This is a genomic window from Mycobacterium sp. NGS69 (assembly GCF_059812165.1).
Window position 1 is genome coordinate 62,684 of record NZ_JCALCD010000008.1, and the last position, 18,795, is coordinate 81,478.

14 protein-coding genes are annotated in these 18,795 nt (G+C 66.7%); 7 read left to right on the forward strand and 7 right to left on the reverse strand.

Features of this window, described 5'->3' with window-relative positions; all coding sequences use genetic code 11:
* Window positions 1–11 precede the first annotated feature (11 nt).
* The 5 genes from AC5Y2S_RS22940 to AC5Y2S_RS22960 all read left to right on the forward strand — a co-directional run bounded on the left by AC5Y2S_RS22940 (window position 12) and on the right by AC5Y2S_RS22960 (window position 6,894).
* Window positions 12–1,157: a PPE family protein gene (locus AC5Y2S_RS22940; protein ID WP_499958600.1), complete on the forward strand. Its 1,146-nt coding sequence runs from the start codon at window positions 12–14 to the stop codon at window positions 1,155–1,157.
* Window positions 1,158–1,231: 74 nt separating this feature from the next.
* On the forward strand, window positions 1,232–1,795 hold the full coding sequence (locus AC5Y2S_RS22945; protein ID WP_499958601.1) for a dTDP-4-dehydrorhamnose 3,5-epimerase family protein: 564 nt from the start codon (window positions 1,232–1,234) through the stop codon (window positions 1,793–1,795).
* A gap of 43 nt (window positions 1,796–1,838) precedes the next feature.
* Window positions 1,839–3,449 carry a sugar transferase gene (locus AC5Y2S_RS22950; RefSeq protein ID WP_499958602.1) on the forward strand — a complete coding sequence of 537 codons (1,611 nt, stop codon included), beginning with the start codon at window positions 1,839–1,841 and terminating at the stop codon, window positions 3,447–3,449.
* Between the two features lie 12 nt (window positions 3,450–3,461).
* Window positions 3,462–4,928 carry a flippase gene (locus AC5Y2S_RS22955; protein WP_499958603.1) on the forward strand — a complete coding sequence of 489 codons (1,467 nt, stop codon included), beginning with the start codon at window positions 3,462–3,464 and terminating at the stop codon, window positions 4,926–4,928.
* A 4-nt stretch (window positions 4,929–4,932) separates the two neighbouring features.
* Window positions 4,933–6,894: a glycosyltransferase gene (locus AC5Y2S_RS22960; protein ID WP_499958605.1), complete on the forward strand. Its 1,962-nt coding sequence runs from the start codon at window positions 4,933–4,935 to the stop codon at window positions 6,892–6,894.
* Window positions 6,895–6,927: 33 nt separating this feature from the next.
* On the opposite strand, the gene AC5Y2S_RS22965 is transcribed toward AC5Y2S_RS22960, so the two are convergent.
* Complete coding sequence (locus tag AC5Y2S_RS22965; protein WP_499958607.1) at window positions 6,928–7,803, reverse strand: hypothetical protein; 876 nt, start codon at window positions 7,801–7,803, stop codon at window positions 6,928–6,930.
* A 311-nt stretch (window positions 7,804–8,114) separates the two neighbouring features.
* Here AC5Y2S_RS22965 and AC5Y2S_RS22970 point away from each other — a divergent pair, with 311 nt between their 5' ends.
* Together AC5Y2S_RS22970 and AC5Y2S_RS22975 are read left to right on the forward strand one after the other, a co-directional pair.
* Entirely contained in the window at window positions 8,115–8,936 is an 822-nt protein-coding gene (locus tag AC5Y2S_RS22970; RefSeq protein ID WP_499958608.1) for a class I SAM-dependent methyltransferase, read from the forward strand.
* An 11-nt stretch (window positions 8,937–8,947) separates the two neighbouring features.
* A complete protein-coding gene (locus AC5Y2S_RS22975) occupies window positions 8,948–9,991 on the forward strand; it encodes a glycosyltransferase family 4 protein (RefSeq protein WP_499958716.1) in 1,044 nt (347 codons plus the stop codon).
* A 5-nt stretch (window positions 9,992–9,996) separates the two neighbouring features.
* Here AC5Y2S_RS22975 and AC5Y2S_RS22980 read toward each other — a convergent pair whose 3' ends face one another.
* The 6 genes from AC5Y2S_RS22980 to AC5Y2S_RS23005 form a co-directional block, all read right to left on the reverse strand.
* A complete protein-coding gene (locus tag AC5Y2S_RS22980; protein ID WP_499958718.1) occupies window positions 9,997–11,667 on the reverse strand; it encodes a GMC oxidoreductase in 1,671 nt (556 codons plus the stop codon).
* 29 nt (window positions 11,668–11,696) lie between these two features.
* Window positions 11,697–12,623, reverse strand: coding sequence for an aldo/keto reductase (locus AC5Y2S_RS22985; RefSeq protein WP_499958719.1), 927 nt, complete (start codon window positions 12,621–12,623; stop codon window positions 11,697–11,699).
* A 16-nt stretch (window positions 12,624–12,639) separates the two neighbouring features.
* Window positions 12,640–13,653 carry a glycosyltransferase family 4 protein gene (locus tag AC5Y2S_RS22990; RefSeq protein WP_499958609.1) on the reverse strand — a complete coding sequence of 338 codons (1,014 nt, stop codon included), beginning with the start codon at window positions 13,651–13,653 and terminating at the stop codon, window positions 12,640–12,642.
* Between the two features lie 9 nt (window positions 13,654–13,662).
* Entirely contained in the window at window positions 13,663–15,153 is a 1,491-nt protein-coding gene (locus tag AC5Y2S_RS22995) for an O-antigen ligase family protein (RefSeq protein WP_499958610.1), read from the reverse strand.
* Complete coding sequence (locus tag AC5Y2S_RS23000; RefSeq protein WP_499958612.1) at window positions 15,150–16,610, reverse strand: Wzz/FepE/Etk N-terminal domain-containing protein; 1,461 nt, start codon at window positions 16,608–16,610, stop codon at window positions 15,150–15,152. The genes AC5Y2S_RS22995 and AC5Y2S_RS23000 overlap by 4 nt, the downstream gene beginning before the upstream one ends.
* Window positions 16,611–16,782: 172 nt before the next feature.
* Window positions 16,783–18,468 (reverse strand): hypothetical protein, encoded by a 1,686-nt coding sequence (locus AC5Y2S_RS23005; RefSeq protein ID WP_499958613.1) that lies wholly within the window; start codon window positions 18,466–18,468, stop codon window positions 16,783–16,785.
* Window positions 18,469–18,795 lie beyond the last annotated feature (327 nt).

The window sequence follows — 18,795 nt, forward strand, 5'->3', positions numbered from 1 at the left end:
CAGGGGTCGAAGTGTTCGATTTTGGTGCGCTACCACCGGAGATCAACTCCACGAGGATGTATACCGGCCCAGGCCCGCTATCGCTGTCGGCCGCCGCGGTGGCCTGGGACGATTTGGCAGCTGAACTGCACACCGCTTCGAGTTTGTATAAGTCGGTGGTCACGGGATTGACGACCACACGCTGGCTGGGCCCCTCCTCGCTGGCCATGGCATCCGCATTCGGTCCATACGTGGCGTGGACGGCCGGTGCCGCAGCGCGGGCCGCGGAGGCGGCTGGTCAAGCGAGGCTCGCGGTGGAAAGCTATGAAGCCGCCTTCGCGATGACTGTTCCGCCACCGGCCGTCTTCGCCAACCGGGCTCAACTCGCGGTACTGGTCGCGACGAACTTTTTCGGGCAGAACTCGGCAGCGATCGCGGCCACCGAAGCCGAATACGGCGAGATGTGGGCCCAGGACGCGGTGGCGATGTATCAGTACGCCGCCAATTCGGCAGCCGCTTCCACAGTGACACCGTTCGCGACTCCGCCCACCGTTGTCAACCCGGTCGGTCTGGCCAACCAGGCCACAGCGGCCGCCCATGCCGCCGCGGCCTCGGCAACCCAGCAATTCTCGCTCGCGAACATTGTCTCCTCTGTGCCCGCAGCGCTGCAGGGGCTGGCATCACCCGTGACCGCGTTGATCGACCCGTCGACAGCTCCGACCCTCCTCTTATCAGACATGCCGGCGTGGCTGATGGCGGCCGCCACTCCGTTGTATGGCATGTCCTCGGTACTGGGAATGGCCGCGACCGGTCAGGGTCTGGCGAACGGGGCTGCTGCGGCCGGAGCCGCTGGCGCCGCAGCCGCGCAAGGGGCGGCGGGCGCGGCGGCGAATGCCGCTAGCGCCGGGCTAGGCACGCTCGGACCGGGCGTGCTGGGCAGCCTCGGCACCGCGTCGTCGTTGGGCCCGTTGTCGGTGCCGGCCAGTTGGACGAGCGTTATCCCGACCGCCCAGACGAGCGCCGCGACCGCGTTGCCCGCCGTCAGTGTGAATGGCTCCAACGTGCCGCCGATCCTGGGCTCACTGCCGCGGGCCGCCGCGGCGGGCAGAACCCTTGGTCCCCGCTACGGGACCATCCCCACCGTGATGACCCGCCCGCCGTCTGGCGGATACGCGTAGGCCGCCGCATGAACGGAGAAAGACAAGTGCATCGGCAAAAGTCCACGATCGCCTCGTTGCGCAAGGAGCGGTAAATGAAGTACATGCCGACCACGGTCCCCGGGGTGACGATCATCGAGCTCGAACCGAACCGCGACCATCGCGGCTTCTCCTCGCATTCGTTCTGTGCCCGCGAATTCGCTTCTCACGGGCTGCCTTTCGAGGTAACACAGACAAGCATCTTCTTCAATTACACCCGGGGCACCGTTCGTGGCCTGTACCGCCAGGCACCGCCGCACGCCGAGAACAAGCTGGTGCGCTGCAGCCGGGGCGCCATCGCCGCCGTTGTGGTGGACATCCGCCCCGAATCGCAAACCCACGGCGACCACTTGATGGTGGAGCTGAGCGCTGACAACCACCGCACGCTGTTCTTGCCTCCCTACGTCGCGCACGGCTTCCAGACCCTGACCGACGACACCGAAGTCATCTACCACGTCAGCGGCGAGGGCAACTCGGAGTCCGAGCAGGGTTTCCGTTGGGATGACCCGGAATTCGGGATCGTGTGGCCGCTACCCGTCACGGTGATCTCCGAGCAGGATGCCAGCTGGCCTCGCCGGACGCCACGGTTGGCCTCGGTCAAGAGCGCGGCATCATGCTGATCGACGCCGTAACGATGCGGGCCGAGCGGATCAATGGGCAGCCATGACGAACGAGACGCTGTCCAAAGTCACCACACCGATCTGTCCGGCACCTTCCGGGGTGCTGGTCACGCCGAACCCGCGGCCGCGTAAGCAAAAGCCGGATGCCGTGATCTCGTTGTCTCGCAATGGATTCGGTGGATCGCCGGCAGCCGCCCTGCGAGCGCCCTCTTCCGTCCGGAATACTCTGCGGCGCTGGCAGGACGGGTATTCACGGCAGCTGCTGATCACCGACACTGTGATCGTCTTCGCATCCGTGATGCTTGCGCAATATGTCCGATTCGGCGAAGTCGCGAACACCTCGGGTTACTCGGACACGGTGATGACGCTGTTATCGGTTCTCTTCGCGACACTGTGGCTGTCCTCCCTCGCGGTATTCCAAACGAGGACGCCGCGAGTGATCGGGGCGGGCATCGACGAGTACCGGCGCATCGGCAGCGCGACATTCTGGACCTTCGGAATCATCGCCATGGTGACATTGCTCGCCAAGGTCGACCTGGCCCGCGGCTATCTGGCGATTGCGCTTCCCGTCGGCACCCTGGGACTGCTGACCAGTCGCAGCCTGTGGCGCACGAGCATCGTCCGCAAGCGGGCACAGGGCCAATGCCAGACAAGGGTATTGGCGATCGGCGACCGGCAGGCGATCGCACACTTCGCCCACGAACTGGCCCGCAATCCCAAAGACGGCGCCGTCGTGGTCGGGGTCTGCATTCCCGGCTACGGCCCGCCCCGCGGCAACACGATGACCGTTGCCGGGCGTGACGTCCCGATCCTCGGCGACGAAACCCATGCCGTGGCTGCGATCGGCAGCTGCGGTGCGGACACCGTGGCGGTGACGCAGACGGATCACTTTGGGATGCACGGCATCAGGGAGCTGATGTGGCGGCTGGAGACGATGGACGTCGACGTCGTGGTATCGCCCGGGGTGATGGACGTCGCGGAAGCCCGATTGACCCTGCGTCTGACAGCCGGGTTACCTCTGCTGCATGTCGAGAAGCCGCAATACGAAGGGGCGCAGCGCTTTCAAAAGCAGCTCTTTGACTTCTTGTTCTCGCTGGCGGCCCTCATCGGGACAATGCCACTTCTGATAGTGGCCGCCATCGCCATCAAGCTGACCAGCAAGGGCCCCGTCCTATACCCGTCCGAACGCATCGGCATCGATGGCAGGCCTTTCACGATGCTCAAATTCCGGACGATGACGGACGGCGCCGACACCCAACTGGACCACTTGCTGTCGCTCAACGAAGGCGCCGGCGGCATGCTCTTCAAGATGCGCCAAGACCCCCGCATCACCCCCGTCGGGAAAATACTGCGCAAACTCAGCATCGACGAGTTGCCCCAGTTCATCAACGTGATCAAGGGCGACATGAGCGTGGTGGGGCCGCGGCCCCCGTTGCGCCGGGAAGTCGAGAACTACGACGGCGACGTCACGCGCCGGCTGTTGGTGAAGCCGGGCATCAGCGGACTATGGCAAGTTAGTGGCCGTTCAGACCTTTCGTGGGAAGAGTCGGTCCGGTTGGATCTGTCTTATGTCGACAACTGGTCAATGGCTGGCGATCTGATGATCATCGCCAAAACGGTGAAAGCGGTCGTAACGAGGCACGGCGCGTACTAGGTGCCGGGAGCCATGACTGAACCGCCGGCACCCGCCGCGGTCGGAGCATCGGTGCCGCTCGCGCGGGTGGCCCATGCGTTTTCCATCCAGCTCATCTGCCGGGTGCTGGGAATGCTGGCCTCGGTGGTTTCGGTGGCGATGACCGCTCGGTATCTGGGTCCGGGCCGGTACGGCCAGCTCTCGATCGCCATGCTGTTCATCGCCATGTGGACCAGCCTGGCCGACCTCGGCATCGCCACGGTGATCGTGCGCCGCGTGACCTCCGGTCGTGGCGATCTGGAGCGCCTGGTACGTGTCAACAGCGGCCTGGCCCTGGTCTATTGCGTTCCGCTGGCGGCGCTGGCAGCGGTGTCGGGGTTGGCCATCTATCGCGACTCGGACGTGCGCGTGATGCTCGTCGTGCTGTCCGGGGCGCTGCTGATGCAAACCATGGTGACGCGATTCGAGCCGGTGTTTCTCGCCACCGTCCGGTTCTCGGCGGTGGCCATCTCCGACGTCGTCGGCCGGGTGGTCGCTCTGATCATGGTCGCTTGCCTGGTCGCGGCGCGGGTGGACGTCATCTGGTTCGCCGTCGCGCAGCTCATCCCGCCGGCCCTACAGCTACTGATCCAGGGGTCCGCGGCGATGCGGCACATCTCGGTGCGTCCGATCTTCGCCCCGCGCGAAGCCCTCGATCTGTTGCGGGAGAGCTTGCCGCTGATCGGATTTCTGGTGGTCGGACTGCTGTACTGCCGCGCCGACGGGGTGATCTTGTCCCTACTGAGCACCCACTCCGAGGTCGGCGTGTACGGGTTGGCCTTCACGATCGCGTTCAACACGATTGTCGTGTCGCTGATCTTCTTGAAGTCGACGCTGTCGACGGCCACCGAGTTGTTCGCGCGTGACGTCGCGGCGTTCGCCGCCTTTCTGCGCCGCAGCGTCGAGCTGATGTCCTTCGTGGCGGTGCCCGTCGCGGTCGTCGGTTCGCTGCTGGCCGGGCCGCTGATCGCGCTCTTCGGCGACGAGGCGTTCGTCGCCCGCGGGACGCCGACGCTCGCGTTGCTGTTCATCGCCGCGGCGCTGCGATTCGTCAGTGGGACCCTAGGCCAGGGCTTGGTCGCCAGCCATCATCAGCGGTTCCTGTTCTGGTTGACGATGGCCACCCTCGTGCTCAACGTCGCACTCAATCTCGCCCTCGCCGGGCGGTACGGCGCCGTCGGACCCGGTGTCGCGCTGGTGTGCACCGAATTCTTCAACATGGTGACCAGCAGCTGGTGGCTGCGCAGTCGGTGCGGCTACCGTACGCCGGTGAAGTTCTTGCTGCGGGTTCTGGTACCGACGGGAGCGAGCGTCGTTGTGACGCAGCTGCTCTCGGGCCAGCACGTGGTGCTCGTCCTGGGCACTGCCGCGGCCGTTTACCTGCTGACCAGCTTGGCGGTCGGCCCCCTTAACTGGTCGGCCCTGACCTCGTTGCGGGCCTCCGCGCGAGGAATCAGCTGACAGCATGAGGCGCGAATTGGACCGGGCCTATCTAAAGCGCCCGGTCGGCGGCGCCGCCGCCCCGCCATCCGGGCGGACGCTTGCCGTGCTGATCGTGAAGGGCAAGAGCGACGAGCTGCTCGACGCGTGCCTGGCCGGCGTCGCCGAGCACCTGCCCGAGCTGCCGGTCTATGTCTACGAGGGCTATCCCGGCCGCACGGACTTGGCCACCCGGTACCCGGGGGTGCACTGGGTGCCGGGACCGGTGAACGTCGGCTTCGCCGCCGCCGTCAATACGCTTGTCGAGCACGTGGGAAGCGACGCCGATCTATTGTTGCTCAACGCCGATGCCCGCGTTCTGGGATCCCTGACCCGCACCCGGGCGTTGCTTCGACAGCCCGGGGTGGCGGCGGTTTCGCCGATGGCAGGCGCCGGCGCGACATCCGGTCGGAAGCCGTGGGACGTCGCGACGCGCCGTCGCACGCTGGTCCGGGAACTGGTCGAGGCCGCGGGCTACTCCAATTCGCTACGCGGCACGCCCCTCTCGGACCTCTATTCCCGTCAGCCGGACGAATCACAAAGCATCGACGGCGATGTGAGCGGCTGCTGCCTGGCGATCAACCGCGCCGCCTGGAGCGCCGTCGGCGGCTTCGACGAAGAGTTCTTCGGCTCCGTCGCGGCGGCCGACTGGCAGGCCCGGGCCCGCGCGGCGGGGTGGCGCATTCTGTTGGCCGACGAGCTCGGCGTCGAGCGCGGCGCCCCGGTAGCCGACGGCGGCGTCGAACACCGTCGCGACGAGGATTTGGCGCGCGCCAATGGCGCGCTCTTACTGGAACATCAAAACAGCGTGCACCACGCGGATGCCTACCTGGCCGGCGCTGCGCTCCTGGAGCGTTTGCAGCCCTCCAAACGCCACGCGCGCAAAACGGCCGGCACCCGCCGGCGCCGAGGCGTCCCGGCGATCGTGATCACCACCAACCGCCTGGTCTATGGCGGTGCGGAGCGGCAAAAGGCGTTGCTGGCAACCGAATTGGACCGCCGCGGGTATCCGGTGACCATCGTCTGCGTGCAACGGTTCGGCCCCTTGATCTGCGAGATTCCGCCGAACGTCCGCGTGATCCGCCAGCCCTGGTGGGCGCCGGTCGTCGACATCCCCGCGGGTCCCGCGGTGTTGATCACCGCCGACACCAACACCGAAGCGGGGTTTGCCACTTTGTGGCGCGCCGTCGGTCGCGAACGCCGCTGGCTGGTGGCTCCGCACGTCCCGCCCGAAGAGGACCGGCCCATATACTCGCGGCCACTGACCGCCGCGATGCGCCGCGCTGACGGTTTCATCGTGCTGGCGCAACGGCATTGGGACATGCTGGTCGCCACGCACCGACTGTGGGGGCGGCGATTCATCGCACCCAACGGGGTCACCCCGATCGATGACCCCGGCCCGCGGATCCGGACCGCCGGTGAGCCGCTGCACCTGGTGATGCTCTCGCGCATCGTCGAGCACAAGAACCCGCACGTGCTGATCGAAGCCCTCGGCGGCCTCACCGAGTTCGATTGGCAACTCTCGATTTTCGGCGACGGTCCCGACCGGGAGAGGCTGGAGGCCCGCACCCCTGCGGGGCTGCTGGATCGGGTGCGCTGGCGGGGTTGGGTTGACGGCCCGGGCACCGCCCTTGCCGATGCGGACTTGCTGTGCGTTCCGAGCCGCTCCGAGGCCTTCCCGTTGGTGATCCTCGAGGCGATGGCGCGCTCCGTGCCGGTTGCCGCATCGGCCATTTGCGCGGTCCCGGAAATGCTGGACTTCGGAAAAGCGGGATTCCTCGTCGACCCCGTGTCGGTATCCGGGTGGCGCGAAAGCCTGGCCCGAATCCTGGCCGACCCCGAAGCGCTGCCGTCGGTGGGACGACGCGGCTTCGAGCGCATGCACAAGCACTACACGGTCGAGGCGATGGCGGATGCCTACCTGGACGCGATCGACGCTGTGCTGTGAATCATGGTCAACCGCTTTGACATTCGCCGAACGCTAGGGGCTGTCGCCGCCCTGCCCCAAAATCTTGGCCACCGTGCGCGGCGACGTCTTGTGCTGCCCGAACCCGCTGTAGAGGAAGTAGCGTGGCTCGGAGTAGATCTCGTTGATGTCGGTCGGCACGTCCGCGAAATGCTCGGACAACGCGGCGTCGATGAAGAAGGCGTCCGAACCCGAGTGGGAGTTGCAACACACCAGCCGGTAGTCGAAGCGGTCGAACAGCTCGGCGAAACTGCTCAGCGACGCGCCGAAGTAGTCGTCGGACTGCCAGACGTGGTCGGGATCGTAGGCGATCTGAAACTTCACCGGCGGCGGAAACTTGCCGTTGTATTCGACGATGAACAGCTTCGGGCGGATACCGTCCGCGACGAGCTTCTCGACGAGATAGATGTCGTTGCCGTCCAGGTCGAGGGAGACCACGTCGACCTGAGCGGCATCGATTCGCTGCAGGCACGACCGGCTCAGCGCCAGGATGTTCTCCGCGGTGATCCACGCCTTCTCATAGGTGAAGCGGGGTCCATCGGTGTAGCTGACAGCGAGGTCCTGGCCGCCCACCCAGAATCCCCGCCAGCCCAGTGCGGCAAGGATCAGCGTGTTGTTCTCCGTCCCGTCGCCAACCCCGAATTCGGCGAACACCCCGTCCTCGAGAAGTCCGATCCGGCGCAGGATCTCCAGCGTGATGCCGTCCTGATCAGTTCCGGAGAAACAGCGCTTCCCGGCACGATTCAGTGGGTTGGGGTGGTTCGCCTTCAGTGCCTGGGACTGATCGAAAAGGATCAGATCCTTGAGCTGGTCCCGCGTTTCGATGCCGGCGAGGCGCCGGACCTTCTGCGTGAACCTCTTTCCGAGCGGCGGTGTCGCGCTGTTAGCCATTAGGCGGTCATCCGGGGTATCTCTCGAGCAAACATCGAATGGAAACCCAAGCTACCACGCCGACGCCGGCGCATTCGTGCGCGACGGTCGGCGGAGTGCAATCGGCGAAGTCGTTGCAAACCCTGCGAATTCCCGTGCCTGGCATCGAATAGCCAAGGTGCGCAACCCATCGGCGCTGCGAGCGCGAAGCGGCGTCAGCGGCGATTTGCGGGCGGGTTCCCTTGCCCATCGCGCTGAATTTGCCGTAGGTTTTACCTGTCCTTCTTCCCGTTTGCTGGCGTTGCGGAAGATGCTCAGGAAGGTTTGATGTCGTGCTGTGCCGCATCTGCAATTCCAGCACGCGCCCGGTGTTCACGCGCAAGGTGCTCAACAAATACGACTGCACGTACTACTTCTGCGATGACTGCGGCGGCTTGCAGACGGAAGAACCGCACTGGCTCGACGAAGCGTATGCGAGTCCGGTGGCGGCAGCCGACACCACCATGCTGTGGCGAAACCTCTACCTGACGCGGGCGATATCGGTGCTGCTGTACTTCTTGTTCGATTACCGTGGCCGGTTTCTCGATGCGGCCGGGGGCTACGGCGTTTTCACCCGGCTGATGCGCGACATCGGCTTCGACTACTACTGGAACGACAAGTACTCCCCCAATCTCACCGCGCAGGGCTTCGAGGCGAGCAACGGTCCCGGACCGCCGTACACGGCGGTGACCGCCTTCGAGGTGATGGAGCATCTCACCGACCCCACCGGTTTTGTGGCCGAGCTCCTGGACAGCACCGGCACCGACACGATCATCTTCACCACCGAACTCTTCGACGGCGCGCCCCCGCCTCCGGACGAATGGATGTACTACGCCTTCGCCACCGGGCAGCACATCACCTTCTACCAGAGAAGGACGCTGGAACTGATCGGCGAGCGCTTCGGCATGCAGTTCCATACCTCCAAGACCCGGTGGTGGTTCCTCGGCGGCATGGGCCTGCACGTCTGGACGCGGGCAAAGATCAACCCGCTGGCCTGGCGGCTACTGGCTTCCCCGCGGGTGACGAACCTACTGCAGGGACTACCGCGGCGCGCATTGGAAACACGAATGTGGACCGACGCCGACACCTTCCTGCAGGCCGACGGGCAGCCGTGAATTCGCCTCGGGTGCTGTGGCTTTCACCGTGGACGCGGCCGGCGGTGCGCGTGCAGTCCGAGGCGCTGCTGCGGCGCGGGGCCGACGTGCTGCTGGTGACCTCGGACCGGCACCCCGAGTCGGACGCCGCCCGCGAGTACGAGTTGGTGCTCGATCCGCGGTTCAAGACGGCCGCCACCTGGGTGCCGACTCTCAAGGCCTGGCGCCGCATCCGCCGGTACCGGCCCGACGTCGTGATCGCCGAGATCGTCCGCGATCCGCGCTGGATCGCGCTGGCCGGTCGGGTACCCCGGATCCAGGTGGTGCACGACGATCGTCCGCACGATCCCGGCGAAGAGGTCCCCTCCTACGAACGCGCGGTATTCGACCGCTGGGGCGCCCGCTCGGCCGCCACCATCACCTACTGCAACTACGTCGCGGCGGCGGTCGTGGGGCGCCGCGACGTCGCGGGCACGCCCGTGCATGTGGTGCCGCTCGCCAGCGACATCGACCCGGTCCGGGTTCCCCCGTTCGTGGGGTCAGACGGGCGCCGCGACTTCGTCATGTTCGGCCGGCTCAACCCCTACAAGAACGTCGACGTCGTGTTCGAGGCGTGGCGGCGACACGTCACGGGCGGCGGCTGGCGCGGCGACAACCTGGTGCTCATCGGCGGAGGAACGCTGGAGGCCGGTGCCCTGCCCAAACACGCCCACTGGCGCAACGGCAGCTATCGCTACGCCGACGTCATCCCCACGATGGCCGCCGCGAAAGGTTCGATCGCGCATTACCGGCGGGCTTCCCAGAGCGGCGTGCAGGTGCTGTCGATGCAGCTGGGCGTCATGCCCATCGTGTCCACCGCCGGTGGTCTGCCCGAGTACCAACCGCCGGGTTGCCCCCCCGTCGGTGTGGACGACGCCGCCGGGCTCGCCGCCGCCTTCGACATGCTGGCCGATCCGGTCGTCGCGGCGAAACGCGGAGCCGAGGCGGCACGCCACTACGCCTCGCACTGCGACGTCGACATCGTGGCACAGCGATTCCTGGAGGTCATCGAAGAGGTGCTGGCCGCCCGACGCTGACCCGCTCAGGCGGTCCTGAAATCCGAAGGCTCGCAGGCGGTTCGGGCCCTGGTAAGACGCTCGGCGAGCCGAACACCCAACGCGATCCCGAGCAGTGTCGGGTTGGCCTGGCTGGATGTGGGAAGCACCGATGTGCTCGCGACGTACAGCCCACGCACGCCGTGGACCTCAAGGTTCGCGTCCACGACGCCACCCTCGGGAGTCTTGGACATCCGGGTCGTTCCGGCTTGGTGGTAGCCGGCGTGACCGGCCAGAAACTCGCGCACCAGACCCTCGGCATCGTCGGACAGCCACTCCACGTGCCCGACACCGTGGCGGCGAAGGTGTTCGTCGATTGCCGCGATGGCGCTGCGCACGCTCCGGTAGTCGGCGTCCGAGAAGTGGATGTGGGTGCGGAGCCTCCGCATGCCCAGGGCGTCGCGGTCGTCGGCCAACTCGACGCGACTCTCCCAGTGCGGGAGGTGCTCGCCGTGGTAATGCAACAGATACCGATTGTCGGCGCTCTTGACGAAGAAGCCGGGCGCCTTGCGGCCCCTGCGGATGAACCGGGCATAGGAGAACGTGAGCGCGAACCGGATCGAACCGAACAGGTCTCGCGCGATGTTGCGCAGGTGGGCGCGGATCTGCGGCGCGCCATCGGTGTGGGTGTGTTTGGCGCGAATCGCCTCGGCGAGCAGGAACCGGCCGACCGGGGAGATCAGGGTGAGGTAGACGCCCGACAGGATCCCGCTTCCGTGGCCGGGGTCGCTGATCGGCGGGTTCACCAGCCAGACGGCGGCATTGAGCATTCCGGCTTCGCGCTGCAGGCGGGGCTCGAGGGTGAAGCGGCGGCGGACGTACACTCCCTCGTCGTCGCGCTCGTAGCCGTAGATGACCTCGTCGGTGGTGAACTGCACGCGCGCGACTCGGCCCTCGACGTGCGACATGTACCAGCGCCCGAGGTGACCGCCCGCATTTCCCAGCCCGCCCGGATGATGGCGATCCGACGCGAGCAGCAAACGGGTCGCCTCCAAACCGCCGGTCGCGATGACGTACTCCGCAGCCACCACCCTGCCCTGGCGGCCGTCGAGTGTCTTGACCACGAGGTGGTCGACCGAGTCGCCGGACTCCGCGGTGACGATTTCGGTGCACGTCAGGCCGGTCCACAAGGCGAGGGACGAGGCGTCGCGCAATGCGGCCCGGTACTCGCGCCCGAAACGCGTGGGCAATGCCCAGCGTTCGAGATCGGTGGTGCGCACCCGGCCGTCGGGAAGCCCGGCGACCAGGTCGTTGTCCGCGATCTTCGGGATATCGCGCGCGTTGAACACCGCTTGCCCGCACGCGGCCCAGTCGCAGGCCCTTTGCAGGTACGGCTCGATGTCCTGGTACCCGATCGGCCAGGGTGCCTGCGCGGTGAGCGGGCGGTCCTCGAAATCGATGGGATCGAAGTTGACGCAGCGGCCGCCCCATAGCGCCGTCGTTCCCCCCACCTGCCGGCGAATCATCAGGTCACCGCTGGAGTGGAAATAGTCGTCCTGCCGCTCGCCGAGGGTCGACAAGTCTTGTGCCGCTTGGTCCTTACGCTCGAGACCGCTTTCGATCAGCGCCACCTGCATTCCCGATCGCGCGAGTTCCAGTGCGGTCGCGATGCCGATCGCGCCGGCCCCGACGACGACCACGTCGGTCTCGATCGTCATGCCCGCGGCGAATTGTTCCGTGCTGCGGATCACCCGGCACCGCCCGCCCGGAATTCGGCAACGAGCGCGAGGAACCGCGTCAGGGTCTCGGCGTCCGGCGGCGACGAGACGGCGCTCGCGGCGGCGGCGACCCGGTGCGGCCTGCTGGTGCTGTACAGCAGCGCGCGGCAACCCGTTGCCGCAGCGGATGATCCGAGGATCAGCTTCGGTAGCGCACCGGCGGCCAGTGGATCAAGCTGGAGCGCTTCGCGCCAGCGTCGCGCCAGCGCCGCGTCGGCCCGTAGCGCCCCCGACAGGGTGGTGTACGACGCGTTCAGCACGCCAAACACGAGATCCGCGGACCGCGGCGGCGGATTGAGCAGGTCGCCGCGGACCTGACTGACGCCCTCGGGCGCAAATTGGCGGGCGTAGTCCATCTCGAGGCCCTCGTCCTGGGAGACGCCCCACGCACGAATCTTGCCCTGCTCGCGGGCGCGTTCGAAGAACTGGCAGAGTTCGCCGCTCGCTACGGTGTCGTGCGGCCTGGGGCCATGGACGAAGAGGAAGTCGACGTAGTCGACGCCCAGCGCCGCAAGACTTTCGTCGAGGCTGCGAGCCGCGACCGCCGCGTCGTAGACCCGGGAGGGCTCGTCGGACGCCTGCTGCCGTTTGACGGCGCGCCGCAGCGCCGGAGCCTTTCGCAGCAGTGCCCGCGCCGGCGCCTGAAACCGGCCGAGGCGCCGGGCCAGGCCGCCGACATCGATGCCGAACTTGGTGGCGACGGTCACGGCCTCGCGATCGACGGTGCGCAGGAACGCCCCGAGCTCGGCCTCCCCCATCCCGAGGCCGTACATGCGCGCGGTGTCGAAATGGGTGATCCCGTTGTCCACCGCGGCGCCCAGCACGGCCATGCGCTCTCTGCGGGACGGCGACTGCATCAAACCGCCGCAGCCGAAGCCAACCGCGCTCACCTTCAGCTTCGGGCCCTCAAGCTCAACCAGTTTCAACGGCGCACCCTTCGTAGATGCGGCGAAGCTTCGCGCCGATGACTTCCGGGCTGCGCGTCGCAGCGACGTGCGCCTGGCCCCGCAGCCCGTCACGCTCGGCCAGGTCCGGATCGCGCAGATACCGGCCGATTGCCGCCGCCAACGCGGGCGCGTCACCGACGGGCACGAGCATTTTGGGGTCCGACGCGATCTCCGGTATGCCGCCCACGGGCGTGGACACAAACGGTCGCGCGCTGGCGAGGGCCTCCGTCAGGATCATCGGCATAGCCTCGGAGACCGAGGGAAGGGTGATCACCCGAACCGACCGGATGAGGTCACGGACCGCATCGGGGTGTACCGGGCCTTCCACGGTCAGGCGCTCGACGGGCGGCGGGACGTAGTCGTCGACGACACCGACGATCCGGCAGTGCCCCTCGATGCCCTCGGCAAGAAGTAGCCGCCAGGCCGCGACAAGCGTGTCCACACCCTTACGGTGGCCGATGGTGCCCGCAAAGAGCGCCACGGGCGGGGTCGAACTGGCCCGTGGGGAGTTTCGGTCGATGACGATCGGATTCGCCACCACCGAGATCGGCACCAGGGGCGCGACGCCCGCCGCGGCGGCACGCGCTTCCTCCGACAACACGATCAGGTGGTGCGCCCCCTTCAGGGCGGCCCCGACGAAGCGGGGATGCGAGCGGGCGAACTCGGGGAAGTCGGAACCGTGGATGGTGACGATCACCCGGAAACCGCAAGCCCTCGCCAGCCGGATCAGCGGCCCTTCGCGCAGCCACGCTCCGCCGTTGGCCATATGGAAATGCACGACACTGGCGCGTGGTGCGCTCGCCAGCATGATGCCCGCGCGCACCGTGAGAAACAGATTCTTCGCGTGGCGCCGTCCGTTCCACGTCGAAAGGACACGGAGGTCGTCGGCGCCGAGGTTGTTGTCACGTAGCACGCGGATCACGGACTGCGTTCCGCCGAAGCTGTACATGTCGGGTCCCACGTGAATGACCGTGATCATTGCTAAAGCTCAGTTCGAGTTGGGCTTTGAGTTAGGCGCAGCCACCGGCGCGGGCTCGACACCGTCGTTGCCCGCGTCCTGAGCCGCGCGCCGCGGCAGGCCGGCGAACCCCATCGCCGATCCCAGTGCCAGGCCCAGCGCCAGCGCGTCCATGGGCATCTCCGGCAACGGCCAGATGGCGGTTATCGCCAGGAGACCGGCGCTGACGGCCGCGCTGATCTTCGCCGGAACCGACGCGCAGCGCAGCGCACGAACGACCGGCGTCAGCGCGAACCACGCGAACGCCGCCATGCCGACTGCCCCGGCTTTGGCCAACCACCACTGATAGAAGAGGTGAGAGTAAGTGGGGCCCAGCCGCCATGCGAAAGCGTTCGGGTCGTTTCCGGACGGCAGCTGATATGCGTAGCCCAGACCATGACCGAACACCGGCGCCTGCCCGATCGCGCTGTTGAGTCGCGCCGCTTCCCGGAGCCTGTCCAGCGTCGACTCGTCGGTGGCGAGCGCACTCGCCGAAACGCCGCCGAACACCCGCTGATTGAACGCGGTGAACTGGTCGCTCAACCACGCCCCCGCATGCGAATGCTGCAGCAGAAACAGGGAGCCGGGCACCGTCAGCGCAAAGACGACCGCACTGATCACGACAACCATGGCTGTCCGCCGCAGTGCCGGCCACCCGAAACTGAAGATAAACGCGACAACGGCGGCCATGGCCACGGCGATCAGCGTGTTCCGGGCGAAGGACAGCAGCGAGATAACCAAGGCCGGCGGACCCAATGCCAGATACATCACGGGCCTGACGCGGCCGATGATCGCGGCCGCGACCAATGCGCTCAACGCGGCGGTGGCGGGCGTTTGGGTGGACAGAACGATCCGCAGGGCCTGGCCCGCCCCCGTGGCCTCCTCGAGGCTTTCCGCCCGGCCGGCCAGCCGGATCGCGTGCAGGGAACTCACAATTGCCATGCCGGCCGAAAACCATAGGATCACCACCATCACGCGGATCATCCATTTGAGGTAATGGCCGTATACGACCAACAACGCCAGGACGAACCCCACGACCATTTCCAGCAAGGTCGTCGCCTCACGCATGACCATCGTGGCGTCATGCCCGGACGCGAATCCGACGGCGGTGTAATACAGGACCGTCAACACGAACATCCCCGGCAACAACCAGTCGGACAACCGCAATCTGACGACGGGCAGCAGATAGCAGATCGCCAGGACCGCGGCCACTTGGTAGGCGTAGATCGCCACCGGGCCGAAGACCTTGCCGATGTGCAACCCTTCCGGCAGCGCCGCGAACGCCCCGAACAGCGTGACCCACGTCATCCCCTCCGGTTTCACCCAGTACACGACCAGGCAGAACAACGCGGCGATCAGCAGCACGCCTTCGGTGGTTCTGCGGACCGAGAGCACGCCGAAGATGAAGCATCCCAACAGGAATACCGCCAGCAGAGATCCGTCCACTGCCAGGCGATGGCGAGCCGGCAGATAGAAGATCACGAGGGACCGCTCACCTTTGCCCGGTAGTTCTTCACCGCCGCCTTGCTGTGCAGCGACGGTCGCGCGTCGGTCAGTACGGTGCCGACGAGCTCGGCGCCGGCCGTCCGCAGAGCCCCCAGCGCATCCTGGAGTTCATCGACGGTGGTGCGCCCCCGTCGCACGACCAACACGGTGGCCTGAACGGCGCCGGCAAGCAGGCCGGTGTCGGGCGTCGCCAGCACCGGCGGACCGTCGACCACCAACCGGTCGAATCGCGACGACAGGGCCACCAGAACGTGGTCGATCACTTCCGGCAAATACGCGCTGGTGGGCAGCGCTTCGCGCCGCGCCGACCGCGACCCGAGCAGGAACAGCCGCGGGATCGCCGTCGGCCGCACTGCTTGCGCGGCAATCTCGGGGTTGGCCAGCGCGTTGCCCAGGCCCTCCCCCGATTCCACGTTCAGCAGGCCTGCGATCACGGGCCTGCGCGTATCGCCCTCGACGAGAAGGACGTCTTCGCCGAGTTCGGCGAACGCCCGGGACAGGTTCATCACCGTCGTTGTGGTCCCTTCACCGCCGAACGGCGCCGCCAGCAGCACCCGGCGGGCGTCGGGTCCCATCGCCCTGCGCAACCGGGCGGCCAAGCCCCGCACCGCGTCGTCGAAGGTGACGTCGGTGCCGAACCTCGACGGGCTGCCGCGCTTCGCCGGTAGCTCCGCCAGTGTCGGCAAACCCGAAAGCTGTTCCAACTTCTCGCGGCTGCGCACCGTGCGATCGGTGGCTTCGCGGATCAGCGCCACCGCGATGCCCAGGAGGATGCCGGCGACAAACCCCATCACCATGTTGCGGGCCGGCGAGGGGGTAACCGGGCCTTCCGGAACGCGCGGCCGCTCGACCACCCTCGCCCTGGCCACCGGCGTACCTTTGGTCGGTGGTGGCGACCCGGGCGCTTCAGCCGGCTGCCCGGGAGGCGGGGTTGGCTCCCCGGCGTCGGGCCGCCCGCCGGGGTTTACCGGCGGACCCGCGGGGCTCGGCCCCGGATTGACCCCCAGGGTCGCGATCATCGCCGAGAACTGGTCGGCCATCGCCCCCGCCAGCGCCGCAGCACGCGACGGATCGGTGTCTTTGACGGTGATCGTGAACAGCATCGATTTCGCGGTGTATTTCACCTGGGTTTGGCTCACCAGGGCATCGGGGCTGATCGGCAGCTGAAGTTGACTGACCGCGCGCTCCGCCACGGTGCGCCCGCCGGCGATCTGCGCGTATGACGAGAGGCGTTCTTGCGCGGTCAGCGTGCCGTTGTACAGCTCGGTCAGGTCGGTGGCGCCGGAAAACGAGATGAGTACGGTGGCCGACGACTGATAGTGCTTGGTCTGAATCGCCGTCAGGGCCGCGGCGCCGACCGTGCACATCAGCAGCGCGCCCAGGGCCAGTTTCCAGTGCGCCATCAGGATCCGGACAAAGGTACGGAAATCCATCGACTTGATAACCTTTCTTAGGCCCAGAGGCCAGTAGCATTCGTTTGGTTGCCCACCCACCCGCTGCGCAAACCCATCGCATCATTATGCAGCATCATCATCCATTCGTCCGAGCGGCCGAAATCCGTTCCCAACGGAGCCGTCCAAAAGTTTGCTGGCGCGTCTGCGCCCGCTACCCATGAGTGGGTCCGGAAGCCAGTACGTCGCGCGGTATGTCGAGCGTCGCGATCGGATACCACCCGGAGCCGTCGCGTCCGTCACGCGCCAACTGCATGGGCGGGTAGTTAACCGGGTGCGATGCGGCCGGCTTGTGCTGTTGCCAATCGACAGACGCACGCAGGGTGTAGTGGCCCGGTGGCAGGCCGGCCAGATCGACGGTGAGCGATTCCGTGGACGACGACGGGACCGGTTCGCTGGCGGAGCTACCGTCGGACGGCGGCTGGACTAGGTCCTTCAACCCCACTTTCGCGGGCAGCGTGCGGATCACCGCTCCCGAGAAATCTACGAGGCGGTAGGCGGGGACCCACCGCTCAGTTGCGGCGGCGGAGCCGTAATTGGTCCAGACCACCGAGATGATCGCCCGTCCGTCACGTACCGATTGCGATCCCGGTCGCGCCTCGACCGAGTAGCGATAGCCGGCGACAACGTTGGCCTTCGCCCACAGCAGAAACAACGCCGGATCCATCGGAGCCCTGGAATCGACGTCCGGGAAGTTGAAACTGGACGTCATCGACACGTGATACCTGACGACGTCGCGCAGGCCCTTCTCGTAGTACGACCTCGGATCGGTTCCCTGGGGCAGCTGGCACCATTCGGTGATCACCAGCGCCGAGGCCAGCCGGTCTTTGATTTGGCCGACGAGCGGATCCTTGGACACCACATAGTGGGAGCCATCCGACTCGGCCCACGTCGGCAACGGCGCAAACACACCGAGGCAATCCGAACGGATGCCCACCGGCGCGGACACCTTCTTCGTGACGTCGTCGGCGAGCAGTTCGCGAACAATCTCCGGGTTCAGGGTGGTGGTCACCAATTGTGTACGGGGGAAGGCATTTACGTTCGCGGCGACCAGCCGCCCGATCGAGGCTTTGGTGATGCTCTGATCGCGAAACTGGCTGTAATAGCCCAGCGCCGCGACGCTGTCATCGGGCGGCGGACCCGGCGCGCCCAACTTGTCGCGCAAATAGGCGACGTGGTTTTCGCTGAAGTCTCCGTAGCCGGAGAACTCGAACACGCTGAGCCGCTCGTCGCCGTCGTAGCGGCGGCCCAGGGCGGCGAGCAACTGGGCGAACGCGTCAAGGTAATTGGGGTCATTCCAGTTCGGTACGACTTGCGTCACCCCCGGTCTCCACCAATATCGAGGAGGCCCGGGATAATTGGTGGCCGCGGAACGCATCCAGTCGGGAATCGCGATGTTCGTGTTGTTTGGATAATTGGCGTCGCAACAGGAGTTGTAGGCGAACACGCGAAGCGTCAGCCGCATGTTTCGGTCGGCGAGCTTGGTCAGCGCGTCGTCGATGACGCTGAAGTCGAACCTGCGGTCATCGGGAGCGTCGGGCGGCAGCGTGCCGGGATCGGTGGGCTGCAACTGTCGCCATGAGACACGCAAACTGGCGTCGTATGACCCCGGCCATGCCGGATACCGGCGCTGCGCGGGGTTGCCCTGCGGAAACAGCGGCATCATCAGATCTTCGTACTGCCCCCGCAGCGGGTTGGGTATCTCCTGAACGGATGCCGGTATGGGGGGACTCACAATGGCCGCCAGGGGTCCGGGGTCGCTGTGCCGACCGCATCCGGTCAGGACCAGAGCCGCGCACGTGGCCGTGGCCAGCGTCCTTCTCCCGAGCGGAAAACTCATCGTCACCACTGTTGACGTTGCGCTCGGGAAGAACCCGTCGTAATGGATCCCGGAGCGTCCATGAGCTGGGTTCCAAGCGAGGCGACGGCCAGGTCCAGACTGCGCGGCACGGGCTCCTCCGATACGGGGCCCGTTGCCTGACTTGGCTATCTGGTGAATGTATTCGGGCCCGGGCAGGTCACGGATCGATTTCAGCTAGGACGGTATCACGCATGCGGCGTCCGTCCGGGCTTAGAAACAGCTTCCGGCCAGGGCTGACGAATCCGGACAGCGGTCCCGACACCGCCGGCCGACAGCTCTTCGAAAGTCCCTTGGCGCACAGCGCAC